The organism is Inquilinus sp. CAU 1745 (assembly GCF_039839375.1).
GTDB lineage: Bacteria > Pseudomonadota > Alphaproteobacteria > DSM-16000 > Inquilinaceae > JBDOQU01.
The window spans coordinates 1-23,693 of record NZ_JBDOQU010000012.1 but is presented as its reverse complement, the minus strand read 5'-3'; the positions used below and the strand labels follow the sequence as shown (position 1 = coordinate 23,693).

Genomic DNA, 23,693 nt, shown 5'->3' with positions numbered 1-23,693 from the left:
CGGCGCCTCATGATTGCGTCCAAGGAACAGGAGCGTTGCCTGATTTCAACCATTATGGTTGACTTCGCCGTTATGGGGCAAGGGTCATTCGTGACGAATCTTCATCCTGAACAGTGTCGGGCGGCCCGTGGCCTTCTGAACTGGACGCAGGAGCAATTGGCCGCGCTGGCGGGCGTGTCCCGCAGCACGATCAAGGATTTCGAATGCCATCGCCACGCGCTTCACCGTGCGACGGAGACGCTGCTGGTGGAGGCACTCGAGAAGGGCGGGGTCCGTCTGCTCTATTCCGGCAAGGAGGGGCCGGGCGTCCGCCTGAAGGCACCGCTGTCCCTTCAGCCTTCGGCCGCCGGCCTGAATATCGGGATGCTCGGAGCCGCCATTATTCCTGCGGAGAAGCCGCGCCGCCACCGGTGACGCCGATCCGGGCGCGGCCCCAGCGTCCATCGACACCGTATGGATGCTGGGTCAGGTCCCATAGGCGCTAACTTTGAGGCGGTGAGCCTCACACCCTCGCCTTCAAAACCCTCACCCTCCCACCGCTTCGCGGCGGGTCCCTCCCTCTCCCGCAAGCAGGAGAGGGGAAAATTACGACCAAAGTTAGCGCCTATGGGGTCAGGTCCAGCATGACATTGTTTTTATTGGGCGGCGCGTCACTGGCAGCGCCCGACCGAGCCTTCCGCGCAGATCCGGTCGCCGTCGATCCAGGTGGCGCCGGAGAGGATGGCGTTCCTGAGTCTCGCGCCGCCGAGATTGGCCCCTGTCAGATCCGCCCCGGTCAGATCGGCGTCGATCAGGATCGCCTGGCGCAGGTTGGCCTCCACCAGCGACGCGCCGGTGAGGTCGGCCTTGGTGAGGTCCGCCTGCTGCAGCCGCGCGCCGTCCAGCGTCACGCCGACCATGCTGGCGCTGATGAAGCGGGCGCGGTAGGCGTCGACGCCGGACATGTCGCTGCCGTCGAGGGTGGAGCGGATGAAGGTGCTGTCACGGAGCTGGGCGTTGCTGAGATCGACGCCGGTCAGGTTGAGGTTGTCCTGAAGGCATCGCCGCCAGACCACCTCCGGCGCCGGCGGGTCGGAGCAGGCGGCTTGGGCCTGGAGGGGGAGAAGGACGGAAAGCAGGAACGCGATCCCGGCCAGTGCTGCATAAATCATGTTCCATGATGTAGAGGCACGGGACGGCGAAGGCAAAGCGGGAACGTTCCGCCCTTGCGGCGGAAGGACGAGGCACCACCTTCAACCCCGGGCTTCAACCATGGGCGGCGAAGGGAAACGATCGACATGCTGACGCGACGGGAACTGGTCGCCGCCTCGGCGGCGGCGCTGGCGTTCGGACCGGCGCGGGCGGCGGAATCCCGGCGGCTCAAGCTCTACAATCCCCATACCGGCGAGAGCTTCGACGGCCCGTGGCATGACGGGGCGCAACCGATCCCGTCGGCGCGGGCCGAACTGAACTGGCTGTTCCGCGATCACCGGGAGGGAATCTCCCGCACCATCGATCCCGGCGTTTTCGCGATACTGTGGGAATTGCAGCAGCATTATGTGGTGGCGCGCGGCCATACGCCGACGCTCAACATCCATTCCGGATATCGCACCCACGCGACGAACGAGGCGCTGCGGCCGGAAGGGGCGGCCTTGAACAGCTATCATCTGCGCGGACAGGCCGTGGACGTCTCCGTCCAGGGCTACGGCATCCATATCCTGGCGAATTTCGCCCAGGCGGTGCAGAGCGGCGGGCTGGGCATCTACTGGCGGTCGGACTTCGTCCATCTGGACACCGGGCCGAAGCGGTTGTGGTATCGGCGATAGGCTGTCTCAGACCACTGGCTCAGACCGTCGGCTCAGACCGCCGGGGGGGTCGGAGCGCCGCCGGCGCGGCGGACGCGGGCGCGTTCGATCCCCAGCCGGTGTTCGCGCCAGAGGATGAAGATGCCCGACGACATCACCACCGCGGCCCCCGCCAGCACCAGCGGCCGGGGCAGTTCGGCGAAGACGAAATAGCCGATCAGCAGCGCCCAGAGCATGGTCACATAGTCGAAGGGCGCCAGCGTCGCCACCGGCGCATGGCGGTATGAGGAGGTCATCACGACCTGCGCGAACCCGCCCAAAAGGCCGATCATGACCAGGAGAAGGATGTCCCAGCCCGTGGGGATCACATGGTCGAACGGCAGGGTCAGGGCGCCGAAGATGGTGCAGGTGAGCGTGAAATAGAAGACGATGGCGATCGACGGCTCCGTCCCCGACATGCGGCGGATGGCGATCTGGGCCAGCGCCGTGAAGAAAGCGCCGCAAAGCGCCAGCATGACGCCCAGCGGGACGATCCCCGCGACCAGAAAGCCGCCGCCTTGCGCGCCCTGGGGCTGCACCATCAGCAGCACGCCGCAAAAGCCGATGGCGACCGCCGTCCAGCGATAGACGCGCACCGCCTCCCCCAGCAGCAGGCTGCCCAGCGCTGTGGCGATCAGCGGCGCAACGAAGCCCAGAGCCGTGGCGTCGGCGATCGGCAGCATGGTCAGCGCGCTGAACGAGAGGCTCATGGCCGTAATGCCGGAGAGCGACCGCAGGAGATGCGCGCCGGGCCGGCGGGTGCGCAGCGCCTTCAGGCCCCCGGCCCAGCGGATCAGCAGGAAGACGGGGATAAGGGCGAAGAAGCTCCGCACGAAGACGAGCTGGCCTATCGGATAATCGTCGCCGACCCATTTGATGATCGCGCTCATCGACGCGAAGAGTCCCGTGGCGCAGACCTTGTAGAGGATGCCGCGGAAGGGCGTGGCGTCGAGTGCGGCGGAGCCGGGTTCTGCGACGGCGGACATTCGAGGAGCCAGGGGATTCTTAGAAGGGAGGGCACGACGGCAACCCTGCCATGGCTTCCGCCGATCCAGGAAGAGACAATCACGCAGGGGAGCGTTGCGTATCCTATCGCGGCGGCCCAATCGCGGGATCGGTCGTTTCTTCGAGATGCCGGCGCAGGAGGCGGATATTGCGCCGGTTCGCCTTCCAGCCGAAATCGAACAGGCTGCCCAGCACCGGGACGCTGCCGACCACCACGTCGATCCCGACATTCCAGATCATGCGGGCGAGGATGGCGTTGGGAACGCCGAGCTTCCGCGCCCGCCACACCAGATAGGCCGAAACCGAGCCCGACGCCGCGTCACCCACCCCCGGCGCCAGCCCCACCAGACCGTCCAGGCCGAAACGCCAGCCCAGCCCCGGCACGCGGAACCGGTCGTCAAGCCACCAGGCAATCCGGTCAAGCTCCTCTATGAGCTTCCGCCGTTCGTGATGGGACGGGCTTCCGGCCATCGGCGGCTATTTCCGCACGATGACCCAGATGGCGTGGATGATGCCGGGGATGTAGCCGAGGATCGTCAGCAGGATGTTCAGCCAGAAATGCAGCCCGATGCCGACCTGGAGGAAGACGCCGAGCGGCGGGATGAGGATCGCGATGAGGATGCGGAGGATGTCCATGGAACCGTCCCTGCTGGTATTGAAGTCCCCTCACCCTCCCGCTTCGCGGGATCGACGTATACGTCGATCCCTCTCCCACGAGGGGAGAGGGGAAGGTGGGGCTTGGACCTTAACCGCCTTACAGGGTGCTTGTTCCGCCTTCAGACGCCGAAATACTTCGCCTTGGGGTGGTGGACGACGATGGCCGAGGTGGACTGTTCCGGATGGAGCTGGTGTTCGTCGGAAAGGTCGACGCCGATCTGGCCGCCATCCAGCAGCCGCAGCAGCAGGTCCTGGTCCTCAAGGTTCGGGCAGGCGGGATAGCCGAAGGAATAGCGGCTGCCACGATAGCCCTGCTGGAGCATACGGTCGATATCGCGATCGTCCTCCGCCGCGAAGCCCAGCTCCGCCCTGATCCGCTTGTGGACATATTCGGCCATGGCCTCGGCCATCTCCACCGACAGGCCGTGGAGATAGAGATAGTCCTGGTAGCGATCCGTCGCGAACCAGTCGCGCGCCACGTCCGACGCCCGCTGGCCCATGGTGACGACCTGGAGGCCGATCACGTCGCGTTCTCCGGAATCGACATCGCGGAAGAAGTCGGCGATGCAGGCCCCCGCTTCCTCCCCGCGCGCGGGCTGCGCCTGCCTGGGCAGGGTGAAGCGCCCGACTTCCGTCTGGCCGTCCTCTTCGAACAGGATCACGTCGTCGCCCTGGGCGGCCGCCTTCCAATAGCCGTAGACGGCCTGCGGGACGAGGATGTCCTCATTCTCGCAACGGTCGACCAGTTCCTTCAGCAGGGGCCGAAGCTCCCGCTGCGCCCATGCCATGTAATCGTCCAGCCGGCGGCCTTCCTTCCGGTAGCCCCACTGCATCTGGTAGAGCATCCGTTCGTTGACGTAGGGGACCAGCGTCTTCAGCGGCACGCGCGCGATGACGCGCGGCCCCCAGAAGGGCGGCGCCGGGATCTCGATTCCGTCCGAGAATGCCAGCCGGCGCTTCCGCGCCGTGGCGGGATCGACCTTGCCGGTGGGCTTCGTCGCGCGGCCCAGCTTCCGGTTCTGGTTCGACGGCTTGCCTACCCGCTTCTTCTGCAGCGTCTCCAGATGGCCGTCGAACTGGCCGTGGACCACCTTGTCCATCAAGGACAGCCCGTCGAACGCGTCCCGCGCATAGGCGACCCGGCCGGAGGCGTAGGTCCTGACGCAATCCTCCTCCACATAGTTCCGGGTCAGCGCCGCTCCACCAAGGAAGATCGGGATGTCGAAGCCCTCCCGCGTCATCTCCGCCAGATTGTCCTTCATCACCACGGTCGACTTGACCAACAGGCCGGACATGCCGATGGCGTGGGCCTTGTGCTCGCGCGCCGCCGTCATGATGGTCGCGATCGGCTGCTTGATGCCCAGATTGACGACCTTGTATCCGTTGTTGGTGAGGATGATGTCGACCAGGTTCTTGCCGATGTCGTGAACGTCGCCCTTGACGGTCGCCAGCACGATCGTCCCCTTCTCCTGGCCCTCCAGCCGCTCCATGTGCGGTTCCAGGAAGGCGACGGCGGTCTTCATCGTCTCCGCCGATTTCAGCACGAAGGGAAGCTGCATCTTGCCGGCCCCGAACAGGTCGCCGACCACCTTCATGCCGTCCAGCAGATGGGTGTTGATGATGTCCAGCGGCGGGTAGGATTTCATCGCCTCGGCAAGGTCGTCCTCCAGCCCCTGGCGGTCGCCGTCGACGATCCGTTCCTTCAGCCGCTCCTCCACCGTCTCCGCGCGCTTCCGCGTCTCCGCCTTCGCCGCCTTGCGGTCGGCGAACATCTCCAGAAGCGCCTCCAGCGGGTCGTAGCCGGGGCGGCGGCGGTCGAAGATCAGATCCTCCGCCACCTCGACCTCCTTCGGGTCGATGGCGTGGAGCGGCATGATCTTGGACAGATGGACGATCGCGCCGGTCAGCCCGCGCCGCTGTGCGTGGTCCAGGAAGACGGAGTTCAGCACGTGGCGCGCGGCGGGATTGAGGCCGAAGGAGATGTTGGAGAGGCCGAGGATGATCTGGCAGTCCGGCATCTCCTGGGAAATCCGCTCGATCGCGTCCAGCGTCTCCAGCCCCAGCTTGCGGTCGTCCTCATTGCCCGTGGCGATGGTGAAGGTCAGCGGATCGAACATCAGGTCCGACGCCGGCAGGCCGTGCCGGTTGACCGCGAAATCGTAGAGCCGGTGCGCGACCCGAAGCTTGTCGTCGGCCGTCTTGGCCATGCCGGCTTCCTCGATCGTCAGCGCGATCACGGCCGCGCCGAACTTCCGCGCCAGGGTCAGGCGGGCGGCGGCGGGCTCCTCCCCATCCTCGAAATTGATCGAGTTCAGGATCGCCTTCCCGCCATAGAGCTTGAGGGCGGATTCCAGCACCGGATATTCGGTCGAATCGATCACCAGCGGGGCGGTGACGGCCCCGGTCATGCGGGTCACGACCTCCGTCATGTCGGCGATCTCATCCCGGCCGACGAAGGCGGTGCAGACATCCAGCGTGTGGGAGCCTTCGCGCACCTGCTCCTTCCCCATGGCGACGCAGGAATCCCAATCGCCGGAATCCTGAAGCTCGCGGAATTTCCTCGATCCGTTGGCGTTGCAGCGCTCCCCGATCGAGAGATAGGCGTTCTCCTGCCGGAGCGGCGTCGCGCCGTAGAGAGAGGCGACGGAAGGAATCCAGTAGGACGTGCGGGCGGCGACCGCGGGGCGCGGGGCGGAGCCGGCGCGGCGGCGCAGCATCGCGTCCAGCGCCTCTATGTGCGGAACGTCGGTGCCGCAGCAGCCGCCGATCAGGTTCAGCCCGTCCTCCTCCACGAACCGTTCCAGCCACGCCGCCAGGTCCCGCGCGCCCAGCGGGTAGACCGTCTGGCCGTCGATCAGTTCCGGCAGGCCGGCGTTCGGCTGGACGGAGAGGAGGCCGTCCCAGTTCTCCGACAGCCATTTGACATGCTCCGCCATCTCCTGCGGGCCGGTGGCGCAGTTGAGGCCGATCAGCGGCACGTCGAGCGCGCGGACCACGGTCGCGGCGGCGGCGATGTCCGCGCCGACCAGCAGCGTGCCCGTCGTCTCCACCGTCACCTGGACGAAGACCGGCGTGTCGGTTCCGGCATCCAGCCGGGCGAGCTTCACGCCGTTGACCGCCGCCTTGATCTGGAGCGGGTCCTGGCAGGTTTCGATCAGGATCGCGTCGACCCCGCCATCGATCAGGCCGCGCGACTGGGTCGCGAAGGCGGCTTCCAGATCGTCATAGGCGACATGGCCCAGGCTGGGCAGGCGCGTGCCCGGCCCGATCGAGCCGATGACGAAGCGCTGCCGGCCGTCGGAGAAGCCTTCCGACGCCTCCCGCGCGATCTCCGCTGCCACCCTGTTGATCTCCCGCGCCCTGTCCTGAAGATCGAATTCCGCCAGCGTCAGGGGGGAGCCGCCGAAGGTGTTCGTCTCCACCATGTCGGCCCCGGCCTCGAAATATCCGCGATGGATGCCGCGGACCAGGTCGGGGCGGGAGAGGTTCAGTACCTCCGTGCAGTTCTCCTTGCCCTGGTAGTCGCGCTCCACGTCGAGGTCCAGCGCCTGGACGCGGCTGCCCATGCCGCCGTCGCACAGCAGCACCCGGTCGCGGAGCATGTCGAGAAGATGAGCCAAGGGATTTCGATCCTTCCGGTCAGGCGGCGACGGCTTCGCGCGCGGCGCGGACGCCCAGCGCCCGGCAAATGGCGAGTGTCAGTTCCGCCCGGTTCAGCGTGTAGAAATGGAATTCGGAGACGCCCTCGTCGCGCAGGGCGCGGCACTGGTCGACGGCGGCGCTGGCGGCGACGAGCTGGCGGGTCTGCGGATCGCCGTCCAGATCGTCGAACAGATGGGCCAGCGCCGGCGGGATCGCGGCGTTGCAGGCGCGCGCGAACTCCACCGTCCGGGCGAAATTGGTGATCGGCAGGATGCCGGGCACGATCGGCACGCCGATCCCGGCCGCCGCCGCGCGGTCGCGGAACCGCAGGAATGCGCTATTGTCGAAGAAGAACTGCGTGATCGCGCGGGTCGCGCCGGCATCGACCTTGCGCTTCAGGTTCTCAAGGTCCGAATCGGCGCCAGGCGCTTCGGGATGGGTTTCGGGGTAGGCCGCGACGCTGATCTCGAACGGCGCGACGGCGCGGATGCCGGCGACGAGGGAAGCCGCATAATCGTAGCCACCGGGATGGGGGGCGTAGGAAGCTCCCTGCCCGTCGGCCGGATCGCCGCGCAGGGCGACGATATGGCGGATGCCGGCCCGCCAGTAGGCGCGCGCGACCTCATCCACCTCACCCCTGGTCGCGCCGACGCAGGTCAGATGGGCGGCGGCGCGGAGGGGGGTTTCGTCCTGGATGCGGGCGACGGTGGCGTGGGTGCGCTCCCGCGTGCCGCCGCCCGCCCCGTAGGTGACGGAGACGAATCGCGGGGACAAGGGGGCCAGCCGGGTGATCGACTGCCACAGCGTCTCCTCCATCTTCTCGCTCTTCGGCGGGAAGAATTCGAAGCTGACGGCGATGTCGCGGGTCATGGCGTCTCTCCGGCGAAGCGGTCGGGGCGCGGCAGGGTGGCGACGGGAGCGTCCGGGGCACGGACGGCCCGCCAGAGGGTGACGGTCAGGGGCTGGCCCGGCAGATGCACCGGCGCATCGCACTGGAAGCCGGCGGCGCGCAGCCAGCGGACCACGTCGGCATCCTCGAACCCCAGCCAGCGGTGGGCGTGCTCCTCCCGCAGCGATTCGACGCCGTGATGGGCGAAATCGGCGACCAGGAGCGTGCCGCCGGGGCGCATGACGCGGGCGGCCTCCGCCAGCGCGTCGTCGGGATCCTCCAGATAGTGGAGGACCTGATGCATCACAGCGACGTCGAAGGCCGCGTTGGGCAGCGGAAGCTGGTAAAGGTCGCCCTGGCGAACCTGCCAGCGGCGCAGGCCGGATCGTTCCAGATTGGCCCGCGCTACGGCCAGCATCTCCCGCGACAAATCGATGCCGACGGCGCGCTCGGCCCGGTCGGCGAGGATGGTCAGCATCCGTCCGGTGCCGGTGCCGAGGTCCAGCAGATCGTCGATCCCCTCCTCCGGCAGCAGGTCCAGGACGGCGCGCTCGACCTCGCTGTCGGCGATGTGGAGGGCGCGGATCTCATCCCAGCGGCCGGCGTTGGTGCGGAAATACCGGGCAGCGGCCGCCGCCCGGTCCCGCTTGATGCCGGCCAGCCTTTCATGGTCCAGCACGACCTGGGGGTCGTCGGCAGGGATCAGCCCGGCCAGCGTCCGGGCGAGTTCGGCGTAGCCGCCCCGGTCCGCCAGCCGGAAGAAGGCGTAGGTGCCTTCCCGGTAGCGCGCCAGCAGGCCGGCGTCGCACAGGAGCTTGAGATGGCGGGAGACGCGCGGCTGGCTCTGCCCCAGGATCTGCGTCAGGTCGGTCACCGTCAGCTCGCCCTGGGCGCACAGCGCCAGGATGCGCATCCGCGTCGGCTCCGCCGCCGCCCGCAATCCCTGCAACAGATTTTCCATGCGCGGATTCCTTCCTTCGCGACCGAATGGACTTTATCAAAGGGAGCCGGCAGAATAAAGACATATATAAAGATATCTTTATACGCACATGCAACACGTCACATCGAATGCGATCTATCTGCAACAGGCGTTGCATATTGATCGCTCCCGATGGCGACCTTGCTGGTCAAATCGGGGCAGGCTGTGATAGTGCGAAGACTTCGAGAGTCCGTCAGGGTGCCGCCGTCAGGCCCGCCGGGACGGGTGGATGCGGTTCGCGACCGCCGATTTGCTGGAGATTCGGGATTGAGCCTGAACCGTATCGACGCCATTCGCCCCCAGCCGGGAAACGCCGGCCGGATCAAGGGAATGGCCACAGCGCTGATCGCCCTGTCGCTGGCGGCCTGCGCCTCCACCGGACAGATGGCCGAAAGCAACGCGCGGGACGTGAACGACCCGCTGGAGCCGATCAACCGGGTCATCTTCTCCGTCAATGACGCGGTCGACACCGTCATCATCCGGCCGATCGCCACTACCTACACCTTCGTGACGCCCGACCCGATCGAGAACAACGTCACCAACTTCCTGCGCAATCTGCGGTCGCCCGTCATCATCGCCAACCAGCTCCTTCAGGGTGACTGGCATGGCGCGGAGGTCGCGGCGACCCGGTTCTTCATCAACAGCACGATCGGGCTGGGCGGCATCGTCGACGTCGCCGCCTACAACAAGCTCTATTTCGAGCCGGAGGGTTTCGGCCAGACGCTGGCGGTCTGGGGCGTCGGCGAGGGTCCCTATCTGGTGCTGCCGCTGCTGGGGCCGAGCAACCCGCGCGACGCGGCGGGCCTGGCCGTGGACATCCTGTCCGATCCTGTTTGGATGGTATCCACGGAAGCACAGAATTGGGGCCGCTCGGCCGCCGAAGTGATCGACGCCCGCGCCCGCACGCTGGACGTCACCGAGGATCTGAAGCGGAACTCGCTGGATTACTACGCCACCGTCCGCAGCGCCTACCGGCAGCTTCGCGCGGCGCAGATCCGCGACGGCGCGCCCGACGCTTCCGCGCAGATGCCCGAGATCCCCGACTACAGCGCCGCGGAGATGCCGGAGATCCCGGACTACGAGCCGGAGTCCGAACCGGAGTCCGAGCCCGCGCCCGGAAGCTGAGAATCCGGAACGGGGCGGTCGGTGCAACTCCGGCCCGCCCCGCTCGGTTTAACCTCATAACGATCCATCACGGGAACGAGTCGTGAGCATCATGAAGAAGCTGGCAAAGATCGCCGCCCTGCTGCTGATGGTGTCGGCCGCGCCGGCCGCCGCAGCGGACGATCAGGGCGCGCGCGACTTCATCGCCGAACTGGGCGACCAGACCATCGAAATCCTGCGGCAGCCGGACCTCGACGCCGAACAATCGGTCGCGCAGTTCCGGGAAGTGTTCCGCGAGGGCTTCGACGTGCCCACGGTCGCCCGCTTCGTGCTGGGCCGCTACTGGAACGTCGCCACGCCGGAGCAGCAGCAGGAATATCTCCAGCTGTTCGAGCAGATGGTGCTGGAAACCTATGCGCGGCGGTTCGTCGAATATTCCGGGGAGACCTTCACCGTCACCGGCGCCCGCCCGGCGGGCGAAAGCGACGTGATGGTGGAAAGCCGGATCGTCCGCCCCGACGGCCCGCCGGTCAATGTCGCCTGGCGCGTCCGGGAGCGGGAGGACGGCTTCCAGATCATCGATGTGGTGGTCGAAGGCGTCTCGATGAGCGTGACCCAGCGCAACGAGTTCGCCTCGGTCATCCAGCGCAATGGCGGACAGGTGGAAGCCCTGCTGCAAGCCATGCGCAACCAGATCGCCCACGCCCGCGCGGGGTGAGGAGGGGCTTTGCCCCTCCCCTCATTCTGAGCCTCTCCTCCTCATGGTGAGCTTGTCGAACCATGCGGGCACACATCCTTCGACAAGCTCAGGATGAGGAGAAGAGGGCGGTCCGCCACCAAAGTTCGTCATGCCGGACTTGATCCGGCATCCATACGATGTCGAGGGAGCCGGAGCCTCGCCCATTCTTCGCCTTCGGTGAGGCTGCGACGGCCCATGGATTCCGGATTAAGTCCGGAATGACCAATAAAAACAACGTTATGCCGGACCCCGATCCGGCATCCATGGGATGTTGAAGGCGAGCGGAGCCGCGCTTGGTTCTTCGCTGCCGGTGAAGCGGTGACGGCCTATGGATTCCCGATCAAGTCGGGAATGACGAATAGGGAAGGGTCTTCGCCCCTCCTCTTCAAGGTGAGCCTGTCGAACCATGCGGGCGCCGCGCCAGAAGCCCGTCATGCTGGACTTGATCCAGCATCCATGCGGTATCGACGGCCGTCGGGACTACGCCCAGTCCTTCTCGCCGGTGAAGCGGCGCCGTCCCATGGATTCCCGATCAAGTCGGGAATGACGAATGGGGAAGGTCGCCGCTCCTCCCGCTACCGGGTCAGGGGCTTGTATTTGATGCGGTGGGGCTGGTCGGCTTCGGCGCCGAGGCGGCGTTTGCGGTCGGCTTCGTAATCCTCGTAATTGCCCTCGAACCAGGTCACCTGGCTGTCGCCCTCGAAGGCGAGGATGTGGGTGGCGATGCGGTCGAGGAACCAGCGATCGTGGCTGATGACCACGGCGCAGCCGGGGAAGTCCAGCAACGCCTCCTCCAGCGCGCGGAGCGTCTCCACGTCCAGATCGTTGGTCGGTTCATCGAGCAGGATCAGGTTCGCGCCCGACTTCAGCATCTTGGCGATGTGGACGCGGTTGCGCTCGCCGCCCGATAGTTGGCCGACCTTCTTCTGCTGGTCGCCGCCCTTGAAGTTGAAGGAGCCGACATAGGCGCGGCTGGGCATCTTGCGCTTGCCAAGATCGATCTCGTCCAACCCGTCGGAGATCTCCTCCCACACCGTCTTCTTGTCGCGCAGGCTGTCGCGGCTCTGGTCGACATAGCCGGGCACCACCGTGTCGCCGACGCGGAAGCTGCCTTCGTCGGGCGTATCCTGCCCGGTGATCATCCGGAAGAGGGTGGTCTTGCCGGCGCCGTTCGGGCCGATCACGCCGACGATCCCGCCCTTGGGCAGGTTGAAGGACAGATCCTCGATCAGCAGCCGGTCGCCGAAGCCCTTGGCCACGTCGTCGGCCTGGATGACGAGATCGCCCAGGCGCGGCGGCGTCGGGATGACGATCTGGCCGGGGCCAGCCGACTGTTCCTTCGACTTGGCCAGAAGCTCCTCATAGGCGTTGATGCGGGCCTTCTGCTTGGCCTGGCGGCCGCGCGCGCCGGCCCTGATCCATTCCAGCTCGGAATCCAGCGTCTTCTGCCGGCCAGCCTCCTGTTTCGCCTCCTGGGCGACGCGTTTCTTCTTGGCCTCCAGATAGGCCGAATAGTTGCCCTCATAGGGGATGCCCTGGCCGCGATCGAGTTCCAGGATCCAGCCGGTGACGTTGTCGAGGAAGTAGCGGTCGTGGGTGACCATGACGACGGTGCCGGAATATTCGCGCAGGAACCGCTCCAGCCAGGCCACGCTTTCGGCGTCCAGATGGTTGGTCGGCTCATCCAGCAGCAGCATGTCGGGCTTGGACAGCAGCAGGCGGCAGAGCGCGACGCGCCGCCGTTCGCCGCCGGACAGCTTCGTCACGTCGGCGTCGGCCGGCGGGCAGCGCAGCGCGTCCATCGCGATCTCCACCGTCCGGTCGAGATCCCAGGCGTCGGCGGCGTCTATCTTCTCCTGAAGCTCCGCCTGCTCCTCAATCAGGGCGTTCATCTCATCATCGTCGGTGACCTCGCCGAACTTGAGGCTCACCTCCTCGAACCGCTTCACAAGATCATGGATTTCGCCCAGCCCCTCCAGCACGTTCTCCTGGACGGTCTTGGCGGGGTCCAGATGGGGTTCCTGCGGCAGATAGCCGACCTTCGTGCCCTCGGCCGCCCAAGCCTCGCCGGTGAATTCCTTATCGATGCCGGCCATGATCCGCATCAGGGTCGACTTGCCTGAGCCGTTGGGGCCCAGGACACCGATCTTCGCGCCGGGCAGGAAGGACAGCCAGATATTGTCCAGGACCTTCTTGCCGCCGGCGAAGGCCTTGGTCATGCCCTTCATGACGTAGATATATTGATAGGAGGCCATGACGGTCCTTGCTCTCCGGTGCTTCGGGAATGGGATCGGCGGTCGTCGCGCGCGGCCCGCCTTTTAACGCACAAGACGGCCTATGCCCAGAGGGTAGGGTTTCAGCCCCTGCCCTGCCCCATCGCCTTCCCTGGTTCGTCCTCCTTCTCGACCGGCAGGTCCAGCCCCAGCGCCTCCCGCGCCACCCTGGCGAGGTCGGGGCTGATGGGTCGGGGGCTGAGGTCGACGCCGCGCGACAGCGTCTCGACCACCGTCTCGATCGCGGCGATGCGGGCATAGTCCTTGTCGTTCGCGGGTATGGCAGTCCAGGGCGCGGCCGCGGTGGAGGTCCGATCGATCATCTCCTCTATCGCCCCGACGTAATCGTCCCATTTTTGCCGGTTGCGCAAATCCTCATAGGACAGCTTCCAGCGCTTCAGCGGGTCTTCCAGGCGCTTGCGAAACCGCTCAAGCTGCTCTTCCGGCGTGATGTGCAGGAAAAGCTTCACGATGCGCACGCCGTCATCGATCAGCATGCGTTCGAATTCCGCGATCTCATGGTAGGCGCGGGTCCATTCCTCCCTGCTCGCCAGACCCTCCACCCGCTCCACCATCACCCGCCCGTACCAGGAGCGGTCGAAGATCGCGATTGAGGACGGGTCCGGCAGCCGCTGCCAGAAGCGGAACAGGTAGTGCTTTCCCTGCTCCCTGTCCGTCGGCGCGCCGATCGGCCAGACATGGCAGGAGCGCGGGTCCATCACCGAGGTCATGCGGCGGATCGCGCCGCCCTTGCCGCCGGCGTCCCAGCCTTCGAAGACGACGATCGCGCGATCGCCGGAAACCAGATAGGCCTGCTGGATAGCCTGGAGCTTGCGGTGGAGGCCGGCCAGCTTCTCGTCATAATCCTTCCGCGAGAGCTTACGGTCCATCGGCAGGTCGGCGAGGCGGAAATGGTGGTGCTTGGGCTTGTGGGACAAGGGCGGCGGGCCTCCGGCAAACGAAAGGGGAGCGCCGGCTGACCGGCGTTCCCCTTTCAAATGACGCTGAAGGCCGGACGTTCCGGCCTTCCGTTCAGGCGGCCTTCACCGTCTTCAGGAAGGCGTCGATGGTCCGGCGCAGCTTTTCGCTGCCGGAGGAGAGCTCGCCGCTTTCCTTGAGTACGGAAGACGCGGCGTGGCCGGTCTCCTCCGCCGCACGGGTGACGTCCAGGATGTTGCGGCTGACTTCCGCGGTGCCGGAGGACGCCTCCTGGATGTTGCGGGAAATCTCCGCCGTCGCGGCCCCCTGCTCCTCCACCGCGGAGGAGATGCCGACCGAGATGGTGTTCATCCGGTCGATGACCGCGCCGACCGACCCCATCGCCGTGACCGCGGTTTGGGTGGTCGACTGGATGGAGCCGATCTGTTCGGAAATGTCGCCCGTCGCCTTGGCGGTCTGGTTGGCGAGATTCTTGACCTCCGACGCCACGACGGCGAAGCCCTTGCCGGCCTCCCCGGCGCGGGCGGCTTCGATCGTCGCGTTCAGCGCCAGGAGGTTGGTCTGCTCCGCGATGTCGTTGATGATCTTCACGATCTCACCGATCCGGGCCGCGGCTTCGGACAGGCCCTGGACGGTGTCGTTCGTCCGGCGCGCCTCTTCGACGGCCTCGCCGGCGATCATGGTCGACCGCTCGACCTGCTGGGCGATCTCCGCGATGGAGGCGGTCAATTCCTCCGCCGCCGCGGCGACGGTCTGGACGTTTGCCGACGCCTGCTCCGACGCCACGGCGACGGTGCTGGCCTGGCGGTTCGTCTCCTCCGCGATCGAGGACATCTGGGTCGAGGTCGAGCGCAGATGGTCCAGCGACGTGCCGACCTCGGCCATCAGGGAGGCGACTTCGCTGTCGAAGGCGCGGGTGGCGGTTTCGATCTCCGCCGCGCGGCGGGTCTTGACCTCCTGCTCGCTCTCCCGCTCCGCCTGGAGACGGGCCGTTTCGATCATGCTGTCCTTGAAGACCTGGACGGCCCCAGCCATCCGGCCGACCTCATCCCTGCGGTCGGCCCCCGCGATCTCCACCGAAGTATCGCCGGAGGCCAGCACGCCCATGGTGCCGGTCAGCGCCACGATCGGGCGGGAAATGGCGCGGATCAACAGGATGGCCGCGGCGACGGAAACGATGACGGCGGCAAGCGCGCCGATGATGGCGGCCCACAGCATGGTGGAGAAGGTGGATTGCATGGCGGCCTGATTGGCCGCGACCTCGGCGTCCACCTGCGCGATCAGGTCCGCCATCTCGCCCTCCACCAAATCGAGGAGAGCTTGGCTGCGGCCGGTCGTCTCGATCACCCGCGCCTCGTTGACCGTGAGCGGCCGGCGCATCAGGTCGATCTGCCGGTCGGCGGCGCCGGTGCGCCAATCGACAAGCGCGGTTTCCAGCGTCGCCAGTTGGGCCAGCGCCGCCTCATCATCGGTCAGCGCCCGCGCCTCCTCCATCAGTTCCTGGAACCGGTCGAAACCCGCCTGGTAGCGGTCGACCAGTGTCCGGTCCCCGCTCAGGAGGAAGCCGCGCACGGCGCCCTGCTGCGTGGCCACGGCGGACCGCATGGCAGCGACGCTGTCCTGAAGCCGGAGAACTTCGCGCACGTCGCGGTTGAGATTGGAGGCGACCTGGATGCTGAGGCCGGTGAACAGTCCGACGCCGACGATGATCAGCGTCAGGAAGGTGAAGGCAACGGTCAGCTTCCGGCCGATGGACCAGGACGCGAAACGTTCCATGATGGTGAATCCTTTTTTGGAAGCCACGTCAGATGCCCAGGGCCTGGCGGCGGGCGAGTTCGGTCAGGTTGACCTCCACGGTCACGGCGCCGGTCGGCTGGCCGGCATCGTCGACAACGGTCATATTGATCTGCGCCCGCCAGGTGCCGGTGCCGTCGTGATATTCAGCGGCGTCGATGAAAACGGCGTCCGCGCCTTCGGGATAGGTCTTGAGGAACTTGTCCTCGTCGCCCTGCCAGAAATCGCTGGTGATGGCGCTCTGTCCGGCGGAGAGGCCGTTGGCGTCCATGACGAAGATCTCGCTGTAGAGCCCGAGAGACCCCGCCTGTATCTGGAGGAGATAGCTGGACAGCGGGCTGGACAGGGTGGCCGCGATCAGCGGCTGGTCGTCCTTCTCCGTCTCGGCGCGCCATTGCTGGTCGAGCACGTCGATCGCCGACTGGTCGAGGTCGGCGTAGCGCGCGTTCTGGGCCTCCAGCGTCATCGCGACGACCGGGGTCTCCACCCATTCCCGCACCTGCGCGACCAGCGCGTCATCGATGATGTCGGCGCTGACCTCCGGTTCCGAGGCCGAAACGGCCGTCGAAATAAGCGAAGTCCCCAATGCGAAAATCGCAAAACGAGCGAGGTGCATGACTTTAATTCTCCGAAGCGAAATCTTCGAAGAACGTCATTAACCAATGATCATTAAAGAATTGTTATATTAGCGACTAAGAACAGTTTCGAGTTAATTACAATTCCGAAACGAATTTCTCTTAATTTTCTTGAGCGGATGGCGGGGAGATCAGGACCTTGTCTATCCGCCTTGCATCCATGTCCACGACCTCGAACCGCAACCCCTCCCAGGTGAAGTGCTCGCCGGCCTTGGGCACATGGCCCAGCTGCCACAGGACGAAGCCGGCGAGCGTCGTGTAGTCGTCATCATCCGACATGCCGCGACGGCCCAGCAGCCGCTCCACGGCGTCGATCGCCAGCCGGCCGTCGACCAGCCAAGACCCGTCCTCCCGCGCCACCACTTCCGGAGCGCCGTCCTCCTCGCCCTCCGGCAGGGCGCCGGCGATGGCGGTCAGGACGTCGGTGGGCGTGACGATGCCTTCGATGCCGCCATATTCGTCCAGCACCACGGCCATGTGGACGGGAGAGGAGCGGAACAGCTCCATCAGGCGGAGCACGGGCATGCTTTCATGGACCGTCAGCGGCTGACGCGCCGAAGCGGCCAGGTCGAACTCCTCCCCGGACAGGCGGCGGTCCAGTATGTCCTTGGTGTGGATGATGCCGACGACATCGTCCAACTCCCCCTTCGACACCGGATAGCGGGAGTGGCCGGCGTCCGCGATTTCCTGGCGCACCGCCTCCATCGGGTCGGACGGGTCCAGCCAGACGACGTCGTGGCGGGGCGTCATGATCGACCGGACCGACCGGTCGGCCAGCCGCATCACACCGTCGATCATCTCCTGCTCCGCCTTCTTGAAGATCCCGGCTTCCGTGCCCTCGGCGATCATCGTCTTGACCTCCTCCTCCGTCACGGTGGAGGCGGGCGACGGTTTGACGCCGATCAGCTTCAGCGTCACCTTGGTCGAGACGCCGAGGAACCAGACGACCGGCGCGGCGATTTTGGCCACGATGGTCATCGTCGGCGCGACGAAGGCGGCGATGCCTTCGGCGTTGTTCATCGCGATCCGCTTGGGAACCAGCTCGCCGACGATCAGCGACAGGTAGGTGATCGACACGACGACCACGGCCAGGGCGATGGTGTCGGCCGACCGCCCGACCACCGGCATCGTGCGCAGCCATTCGGCGAAGGGTTCGGAAAGGGTGGCGCCGGAATAGGCGCCGGCGAAGATGCCGACGAGCGTGATGCCGATCTGGACGGAAGAGAGGAACCGCGTCGGGTCCTCGATCAGCCGCAGGGCGGACCGGGCGCCGCGGCTGCCGGAATCGGCCATCTGCTGAAGGCGCGCGCGCCGCGCCGACACCACCGCCAGCTCCGACATCGCGAAGAAGCCGTTCAGCACGACCAGCAGCACGACGATCAGGATTTGCCACACCAGCATTGGCTTCGATCTTCCCGTTGGTTAGAGGCCGAGGGCCTGGGCGATGAGGAAGATGATGGCCTTGGCGATGGCGACCAGCACTCCGAAGACGATGACGACCGACAGCACGGCCAGCACGGAGCCGACGGCGACGAAGACGCCGTCCTTCTCCAGGATGCCGAGCGCCAGCAGGGAGATCGCGAGCCCCGGCAGCATGTTGCCGAGCGGGATGGGGAAGAAGAGGATGATCGACAGGCCGAGGCAGATCGCCCCGATCAGCCGCTCCGCCGACGGGTTGACCAGCAGGTCGAGCCGGGGCTTCAGCATCCGTTCGGCCTTGATGACCCAGGGCAGGATGCGGTCGACCATGGCCTCGAAATCCAGCGCGGAGATCGAGCGTTCGGCGATCCAGCGCGGCAGCCAGGGCCGGTCGTGGCCGAGCATGAGCTGGGCGGCGAGATAGAGCAGCGGCGCGGAGAGAAGCGTCGATATCCCGGGAATCGGGATCGGGATGACGTTGGGCGCGGCGAAGACCAGCATCAGGGCGCCAAAGGCGCGGTCATGAAGCGCGTCGAGCAGCGTGCCGAACGATATTCTTTCACCCGGATCGGCGGCGTCGGCGAGGGACCGCAGCACGTCTGAGAAACTTTTCCCGTTCCGCATGGCGTTCGCGGAACGGGCGCCGGTACTCGGAGGATCTTCGTTCTGGCTCACTGGCTATACATCGTGACGACTGAAAAGAAGCGTCCGGCGAAGACCGCCGGCGCCGGCGACCCTATCGCATGGAACGTGCCGTGCGCCAGGGCGGGACACTTTCAAATGGTGAAGCCCCGGCGCCGGACCAAGGGGGCGAATGGAAATGGACGGCCTCAATCGTGGATGCGGCGGGGGATGCGGGTGTCCCTGTGGACCGAGACGCTGAGCAGGATGCCGCAGCCGATCAGCAGGGTCAGCATCGCCGTCCCGCCGTAGGAAACCAGCGGCAGCGGGATGCCGACGACCGGGATCAGCCCCGTCACCATCGCGACGTTCACGAAGAGATAGAGGAAGAACGCGAAGGTCAGCCCGACCGCGACCAGCCGGCCGAACTGGTTGCGGGCGCTGAGCGCGATGACGAAGCCGTAGGCCAGCACCATGGCGTAGAGCGCCAGCAGCAGCATCGCACCGGCCATGCCCATCTCCTCCGCCAGCACGACGAAGATGAAGTCGGTATGCTTCTCGGGCAAGAACATGAGCTGGCTCTGCGTGCCCAGCCCGAAACCCTTGCCAAACATGCCGCCCGAGCCCAGCGCGATCTGCGATTGCAGGATGTTGTATCCCGCCCCCAGCGGATCGCTGCCGGGGTTAAGGAAGGTCAGCACCCGCTGCTTCTGGTAATCGTGCAGGAACTGCCAGCCGATCGGCAGCATGGCGAGCCCGGCCAGCGACACCACCACGAACTTCCACAGCCGGACGCCGGCGGCGAAGAACAGGGCGGCGCTGCCCAGCAGCAGCAGCATCGCCGTGCCGAGATTGGGCTGAAGCAGGACGAGCGCGACCGGCAACAGCACCATCAGGATCGGCGGGATCAGCACCACCGGACGATGGATCTCCTCCGTCGTGCGGGTGTGGAAATAGCGCGCCAGCGCCAGCACCAGGGCGATCTTCATCAGTTCCGACGGCTGGATGACGATGACGCCCAGATCGATCCAGCGCTGCGCGCCCATGCCGACCTGGCCCATGATCTCCACCGCGACCAGCATGACGAGGCCGACCGCGTAGCCGAGATAGGCGACCTTCAGCCAGAACCGGACATCGATCATCGCCAGGACCAGCATGACGCCCATGCCGGCGATGAAGCGGATGAGCTGCCGGGAGGCCCACGGCTCCCACGACAGCCCGCCCGCCGAATAGAGCAGGGCGACGCCGATCGCGCCGATCATCACGATCAGCATGACGAACCCCCAATTGAGCATCCGCAGCTTCTCAAGCAGCGAAAGACGGGGTTCGGACGGTTGCCAGTAGCCGGTTACCATGATCCCTGAGGCGGGTTCGCGCGTTACGGGTGGGAGGGGGCGGTCCAACACCCCTCACCCTCCCGCTTCGCGGGTCCCTCCCTCTCCCCTGAGGGGCGAGGGTAAGGGTGTTGGGTGAGGGGGCCATTTCGTCTTCCCCGTAACAAGCACCTTAACCCGGAGACTATCAAGAACAGGTTTACGGACGCATGGTCACACCGTCTCCCAACAGGATCGAACGAACCGGCGACGACACGCCGGCCGCCACGCTCTATGGCTATGTCTGGCGGATGAGCGGCGGCCATCAGGCGGGCCTGTCGCTCGTCGCGATCGTGGTGGCGGCGCTGAGCATGGCGCCGCTGGAACTTCAGCGCCGCATCGTCAACGACGCGATCGGCGGATCGGATGTCAGGCTGCTGGCGATCCTGGGCGTCCTCTATCTCGCCGTCATGCTGCTTGAGGCCGGGCTCAAATTCTTCCTGCACCTCTATCAGGGATGGGTCGGGGAAAGCGCCATCCGCTATACCCGCCTCCATCTCGCCCGGCTGAACGCCGAGCACAGGCGCGCCGAGGCGACGCCCGACGACAATGGCGGCGGCAGAGCGGTGTCGATCATCGGCGGAGAGGTCGAGAAGCTGGGCGGCTTCGTCGGCGAAAGCGTGTCCGAGCCGCTGGTGAGCGCCGGCACGCTGATCGCGATCCTGGGCTACATGCTGGTGATGGAGCCGCTGCTGGCGCTGATCAGCCTCTGTTTCCTGGCGCCCCAGGCGATCGCCGCGCCGCTGATCCAGCGGCTGGTGAACCGGCTGGTGGAGCGCCGGGTCGGCCTTCTTCGCGACATGGGTGAGCAGGTGGCGGCCGAAACCGGCCAAGAATCCGGTCAGCAATCCAGCGGCGGCGATTATGGACCGTCGCTGGAGAGCATCTATCGGAACCGGATAAAGATCTATTTCTGGAAGTTCGCCGGCAAGGGCGCCACCAATTTGATGAACAATCTGGCGTCCCTGAGCGCGCTCGTTGTCGGCGGCTATCTGGTCACCCGGGGCGAGACGACGCTGGGCGTCGTCGTCGCCTTCGTTTCGGGATTCGACCGGCTGGTCGACCCTTCGCGGCAGTTGCTGACCTTCTACCGGATCATGGAGCAGACCCGGGTCCAGCACCGCATGATCGCGCGCTGGATGTAGCTATGCCTGCCGGTCGGCGGCCTCCAGTTCGTCGATGAAGCCCTCGATCACGCTCAAGCCCCGGTCCCAGAAGGCGGGGTCGGTGGCGTCGAGGCCGAAGGGCGCCAGAAGCTCCTTGTGCCGCTTGACGCCGCCAGCGCGCAGCATGTCGAGATATTTCTCGGCGAACCCGGATTCGGCGTCCTGATAGACCGCATAGAGGGAGTTCACCAGGCAATCGCCGAAGGCGTAGGCATAGACATAGAAGGGCGAATGGATGAAGTGGGGGATATAGGCCCAGAACCCGCCATAGACATCGTCGAAGCGCAGCGCGGGGCCCAGGCTCTCTCCCTGGATATCCATCCAGATCTCCGCGATCCGCTCCGGCGACAGCTCGCCCTCCCGCCTTTCGGTATGGACCCGCCGCTCGAAATCGAAGAAGGCGGTCTGGCGGATGACGGTGTTCAGCATGTCCTCCACCTTGCCGGCCAGTAGCTGGCGGCGGCGCGCCGGGTCCGTCTCCGCGTCCAGGAGCGAGCGGAAGGTCAGCATCTCCCCGAAGACGCTGGCGGTTTCCGCGAGCGTCAGCGGCGTGTCGCTGAGCAGATGGCCCTGGTCGCCGGCCAGCACCTGATGGACGCCGTGCCCCAGCTCATGGGCCAGGGTCATCACGTCGCGCGTCTTGCCCAGATAGTTCAGCAGGATATAGGGGTGGGCGGACGGCACGGTCGGATGGGCGAAGGCCCCCGGCGCCTTGCCGGGGCGGGCCGGCGCGTCGATCCAGCCTTCCTCGAAGAAGCGCCGGCCGACATCGGCGAGATCGGGGGAGAAGCGGCCATAGGCGTCCAGCACGATCGACCGGGCGTCGTCCCAGCCGATGGTCTTGTCGGCCTCGTCCGGCAGCGGCGCGCCGCGATCCCAATAGTCCAGCCGGTCGCCGCCGAACCATTTCGCCTTCATCGCGTAATAGCGGTGGGACAGGCGCGGGTAGGATCGCCGCACGGCGTCGAGCAGCGCGTCGACCACCTCATCCTCGACATGGTTGGAGAGGTTGCGGGAGGACCAGGGCTCCGGGAACTCCCGCCAGCGATCCTCGATCTCCTTGTCCTTGGCCAGCGTGTTGGTGATGTGGGCGAAGAGGCGGATATTGTCGCCGAACACCCGGCCGATGGCTTCCGCCGCCTCCTTGCGCCTTGCGCCGTCGTGGTGGGAGAGGCTGTCCAAAGCTTCCGACGCCGTCATCTCCCTGCCGGCGACGGGGAAGCGCAGGGCCGCCACCGTCTCGTCGAACAGCCGCACCCAGGCCGCGCGTCCGGCGACCGACTTCTCATGCAGCAGCTTCTCCAGCTCGTCGGAAAGCTGATGGTCGCGGAAGGCGCGGGTGTCGCGGAGCCAGGGGGCGTAGCGCGCCAGTTCCGGGGCCGCCAGCTTGCGCTCCAGGTCCGCCTCGTCCAGCCGGTTGATCTCAAGCGAGAAGAAGATGAGGAAGCTGGAGATGTCCGTCGCCTTCTCCTGCATCGCCTGGAGGAAGCGGGCGTTCGCGCCATCCGACATGTCGCCGGCATAGATGAGGTAGGCGTAGCTCATCACCCGGCTGAGCGTTTCGTCGATCGCCTCGAATTCGGCGATCGCCCGACCCAGTGCCGCGCCGTCCAGTTCGGCGACCTTGCCCTGGAGCCGGTCATGGAAGGATTTCGCCGCTTCCTCCGCCTTCGCCAGATCATCCTTCAACGCCTCTGAGTCGCGGCCGGGATAGAGGTCGTCGACCCGCCATGTCGGCAGGTCGCCCAGATCCGGAGCATCGGCAGCGGAAGCGGCGGCGCTGTCGGCGGCGGTGAAGGTCATTCAGAATCTCCTCGTCATCGGTCAGAGCGACATATGGCGAGAAAACCGCCCGCCGCCAAGCCGAAGCCTCGTGAGGAGGCTGCCGTATGTTACAAATTACGAGACATGCTATTCCAGGATGGCGGGAGAGGACGTGACGATGGCGAACGAACTTCACCCTCTGCGCACCCGGATCGCCAACGCCCACCGTGTCATGAAGGACACCGCCGACGTGGTGGGCGGGTTCCTTGTCGAGGCATTTCATTTGCTGGCGCTGTTCACCATTGGCGCCACCACCGTCTGGTCGGCGGCAGTCGCCTTCATCGGCATGGTCGAACAAGGCCATGCGCGGCTCGAAGACATCCTTCTGCTGTTCATCTATCTTGAGATCGGCGCGATGGTCGGTATCTACTTCAAGACCACGCGCTTGCCGGTCCGATACCTGATCTATATCGCGATCACCGCGCTCGGCCGCGTCCTGATCGAAATCGTGGGCGCGGAGCACCGTACCGGCATGGATCTTCTTTACATAACCGGCGCGATCCTGATTCTCGCCATCGCGGTGCTGGTGCTGCGCTTCGCCTCCTATCGTTATCCCTCGGACAGGCGAGAGCCGGAACCAGACCCGAATCCATAGATAGTCACCGCTTCACCGGCGGCGAAGGACCGGGCGCGGTCCGCTCGCCATCGACGTCGTATGGATGCTGGATCAAGTCCAGCATGACATTGTTTTTTATTGGTCATTCCAGCGGAAGCTGGCAACTGTGTTGTCAGGCCCAGGCTTTACGGTCTCTGAGCATGGCGTTGAGGTGGGTGAGGAGCTTTCTGGCGACGGCGATGATGGCGACTTTCT

General features: G+C 66.0%; 21 protein-coding genes. 6 read left to right on the top strand and 15 right to left on the bottom strand.

Annotated elements, in window-relative coordinates:
* Positions 1–9 precede the first annotated feature (9 nt).
* Entirely contained in the window at positions 10–414 is a 405-nt protein-coding gene (locus AAFN89_RS14290; RefSeq protein WP_347539746.1) for a helix-turn-helix domain-containing protein, read from the top strand.
* Positions 415–650: 236 nt separating this feature from the next.
* Here the strand turns inward: AAFN89_RS14290 and AAFN89_RS14285 are convergent, their stop codons facing one another.
* Positions 651–1,151, bottom strand: coding sequence for a pentapeptide repeat-containing protein (locus tag AAFN89_RS14285; RefSeq protein ID WP_347539745.1), 501 nt, complete (start codon positions 1,149–1,151; stop codon positions 651–653).
* A 126-nt stretch (positions 1,152–1,277) separates the two neighbouring features.
* Between AAFN89_RS14285 and AAFN89_RS14280 the strand changes: the two genes are divergently transcribed.
* Positions 1,278–1,805, top strand: coding sequence for a DUF882 domain-containing protein (locus AAFN89_RS14280; protein WP_347539744.1), 528 nt, complete (start codon positions 1,278–1,280; stop codon positions 1,803–1,805).
* 32 nt (positions 1,806–1,837) lie between these two features.
* On the opposite strand, the gene AAFN89_RS14275 is transcribed toward AAFN89_RS14280, so the two are convergent.
* From AAFN89_RS14275 to AAFN89_RS14250, 6 genes are all read right to left on the bottom strand, one after another.
* Positions 1,838–2,809: a DMT family transporter gene (locus AAFN89_RS14275; RefSeq protein ID WP_347539743.1), complete on the bottom strand. Its 972-nt coding sequence runs from the start codon at positions 2,807–2,809 to the stop codon at positions 1,838–1,840.
* A 103-nt stretch (positions 2,810–2,912) separates the two neighbouring features.
* Positions 2,913–3,299, bottom strand: a complete 387-nt coding sequence (locus AAFN89_RS14270; RefSeq protein ID WP_347539742.1) for a DUF4112 domain-containing protein — start codon at positions 3,297–3,299, stop codon at positions 2,913–2,915.
* Positions 3,300–3,305: 6 nt separating this feature from the next.
* A complete protein-coding gene (locus AAFN89_RS14265; RefSeq protein WP_347539741.1) occupies positions 3,306–3,464 on the bottom strand; it encodes a YqaE/Pmp3 family membrane protein in 159 nt (52 codons plus the stop codon).
* Positions 3,465–3,604: 140 nt separating this feature from the next.
* Entirely contained in the window at positions 3,605–7,087 is a 3,483-nt protein-coding gene (metH, locus tag AAFN89_RS14260) for a methionine synthase (protein ID WP_347539849.1), read from the bottom strand.
* Between the two features lie 37 nt (positions 7,088–7,124).
* Complete coding sequence (gene metF / locus AAFN89_RS14255) at positions 7,125–7,997, bottom strand: methylenetetrahydrofolate reductase [NAD(P)H] (protein WP_347539740.1); 873 nt, start codon at positions 7,995–7,997, stop codon at positions 7,125–7,127.
* Positions 7,994–8,977 (bottom strand): metalloregulator ArsR/SmtB family transcription factor, encoded by a 984-nt coding sequence (locus AAFN89_RS14250; protein ID WP_347539739.1) that lies wholly within the window; start codon positions 8,975–8,977, stop codon positions 7,994–7,996. Before AAFN89_RS14250 ends, metF begins: the two co-directional genes overlap by 4 nt.
* Before the next feature lie 285 nt (positions 8,978–9,262).
* On the opposite strand from AAFN89_RS14250, the gene AAFN89_RS14245 reads away from it, so the two are divergent.
* Complete coding sequence (locus AAFN89_RS14245; RefSeq protein WP_347539738.1) at positions 9,263–10,120, top strand: VacJ family lipoprotein; 858 nt, start codon at positions 9,263–9,265, stop codon at positions 10,118–10,120.
* Positions 10,121–10,211: 91 nt separating this feature from the next.
* On the top strand, positions 10,212–10,817 hold the full coding sequence (locus AAFN89_RS14240; RefSeq protein WP_347539737.1) for an ABC transporter substrate-binding protein: 606 nt from the start codon (positions 10,212–10,214) through the stop codon (positions 10,815–10,817).
* A 596-nt stretch (positions 10,818–11,413) separates the two neighbouring features.
* On the opposite strand, the gene ettA is transcribed toward AAFN89_RS14240, so the two are convergent.
* The 7 genes from ettA to rodA form a co-directional block, all read right to left on the bottom strand.
* Positions 11,414–13,093, bottom strand: coding sequence for an energy-dependent translational throttle protein EttA (gene ettA / locus AAFN89_RS14235; protein ID WP_347539736.1), 1,680 nt, complete (start codon positions 13,091–13,093; stop codon positions 11,414–11,416).
* 101 nt (positions 13,094–13,194) lie between these two features.
* A complete protein-coding gene (locus tag AAFN89_RS14230) occupies positions 13,195–14,049 on the bottom strand; it encodes a polyphosphate kinase (RefSeq protein WP_347539735.1) in 855 nt (284 codons plus the stop codon).
* A gap of 94 nt (positions 14,050–14,143) precedes the next feature.
* Complete coding sequence (locus AAFN89_RS14225; protein WP_347539734.1) at positions 14,144–15,826, bottom strand: methyl-accepting chemotaxis protein; 1,683 nt, start codon at positions 15,824–15,826, stop codon at positions 14,144–14,146.
* 28 nt (positions 15,827–15,854) lie between these two features.
* The gene (locus AAFN89_RS14220; RefSeq protein ID WP_347539733.1) at positions 15,855–16,430 is read right to left on the bottom strand and encodes a hypothetical protein; all 576 of its coding nucleotides are present in this window, start codon (positions 16,428–16,430) and stop codon (positions 15,855–15,857) included.
* A 151-nt stretch (positions 16,431–16,581) separates the two neighbouring features.
* A complete protein-coding gene (locus tag AAFN89_RS14215; RefSeq protein WP_347539732.1) occupies positions 16,582–17,880 on the bottom strand; it encodes a hemolysin family protein in 1,299 nt (432 codons plus the stop codon).
* A 21-nt stretch (positions 17,881–17,901) separates the two neighbouring features.
* On the bottom strand, positions 17,902–18,495 hold the full coding sequence (locus AAFN89_RS14210) for an exopolysaccharide biosynthesis protein (protein ID WP_347539731.1): 594 nt from the start codon (positions 18,493–18,495) through the stop codon (positions 17,902–17,904).
* A 233-nt stretch (positions 18,496–18,728) separates the two neighbouring features.
* A complete protein-coding gene (gene rodA, locus AAFN89_RS14205; protein WP_347539848.1) occupies positions 18,729–19,874 on the bottom strand; it encodes a rod shape-determining protein RodA in 1,146 nt (381 codons plus the stop codon).
* Between the two features lie 188 nt (positions 19,875–20,062).
* Between rodA and AAFN89_RS14200 the strand changes: the two genes are divergently transcribed.
* On the top strand, positions 20,063–21,037 hold the full coding sequence (locus AAFN89_RS14200; RefSeq protein ID WP_347539730.1) for an ABC transporter ATP-binding protein: 975 nt from the start codon (positions 20,063–20,065) through the stop codon (positions 21,035–21,037).
* Here the strand turns inward: AAFN89_RS14200 and AAFN89_RS14195 are convergent, their stop codons facing one another.
* Complete coding sequence (locus AAFN89_RS14195) at positions 21,038–22,861, bottom strand: M3 family oligoendopeptidase (RefSeq protein ID WP_347539729.1); 1,824 nt, start codon at positions 22,859–22,861, stop codon at positions 21,038–21,040.
* 118 nt (positions 22,862–22,979) lie between these two features.
* On the opposite strand from AAFN89_RS14195, the gene AAFN89_RS14190 reads away from it, so the two are divergent.
* Positions 22,980–23,477: a phosphate-starvation-inducible PsiE family protein gene (locus AAFN89_RS14190; protein WP_347539728.1), complete on the top strand. Its 498-nt coding sequence runs from the start codon at positions 22,980–22,982 to the stop codon at positions 23,475–23,477.
* Positions 23,478–23,693 lie beyond the last annotated feature (216 nt).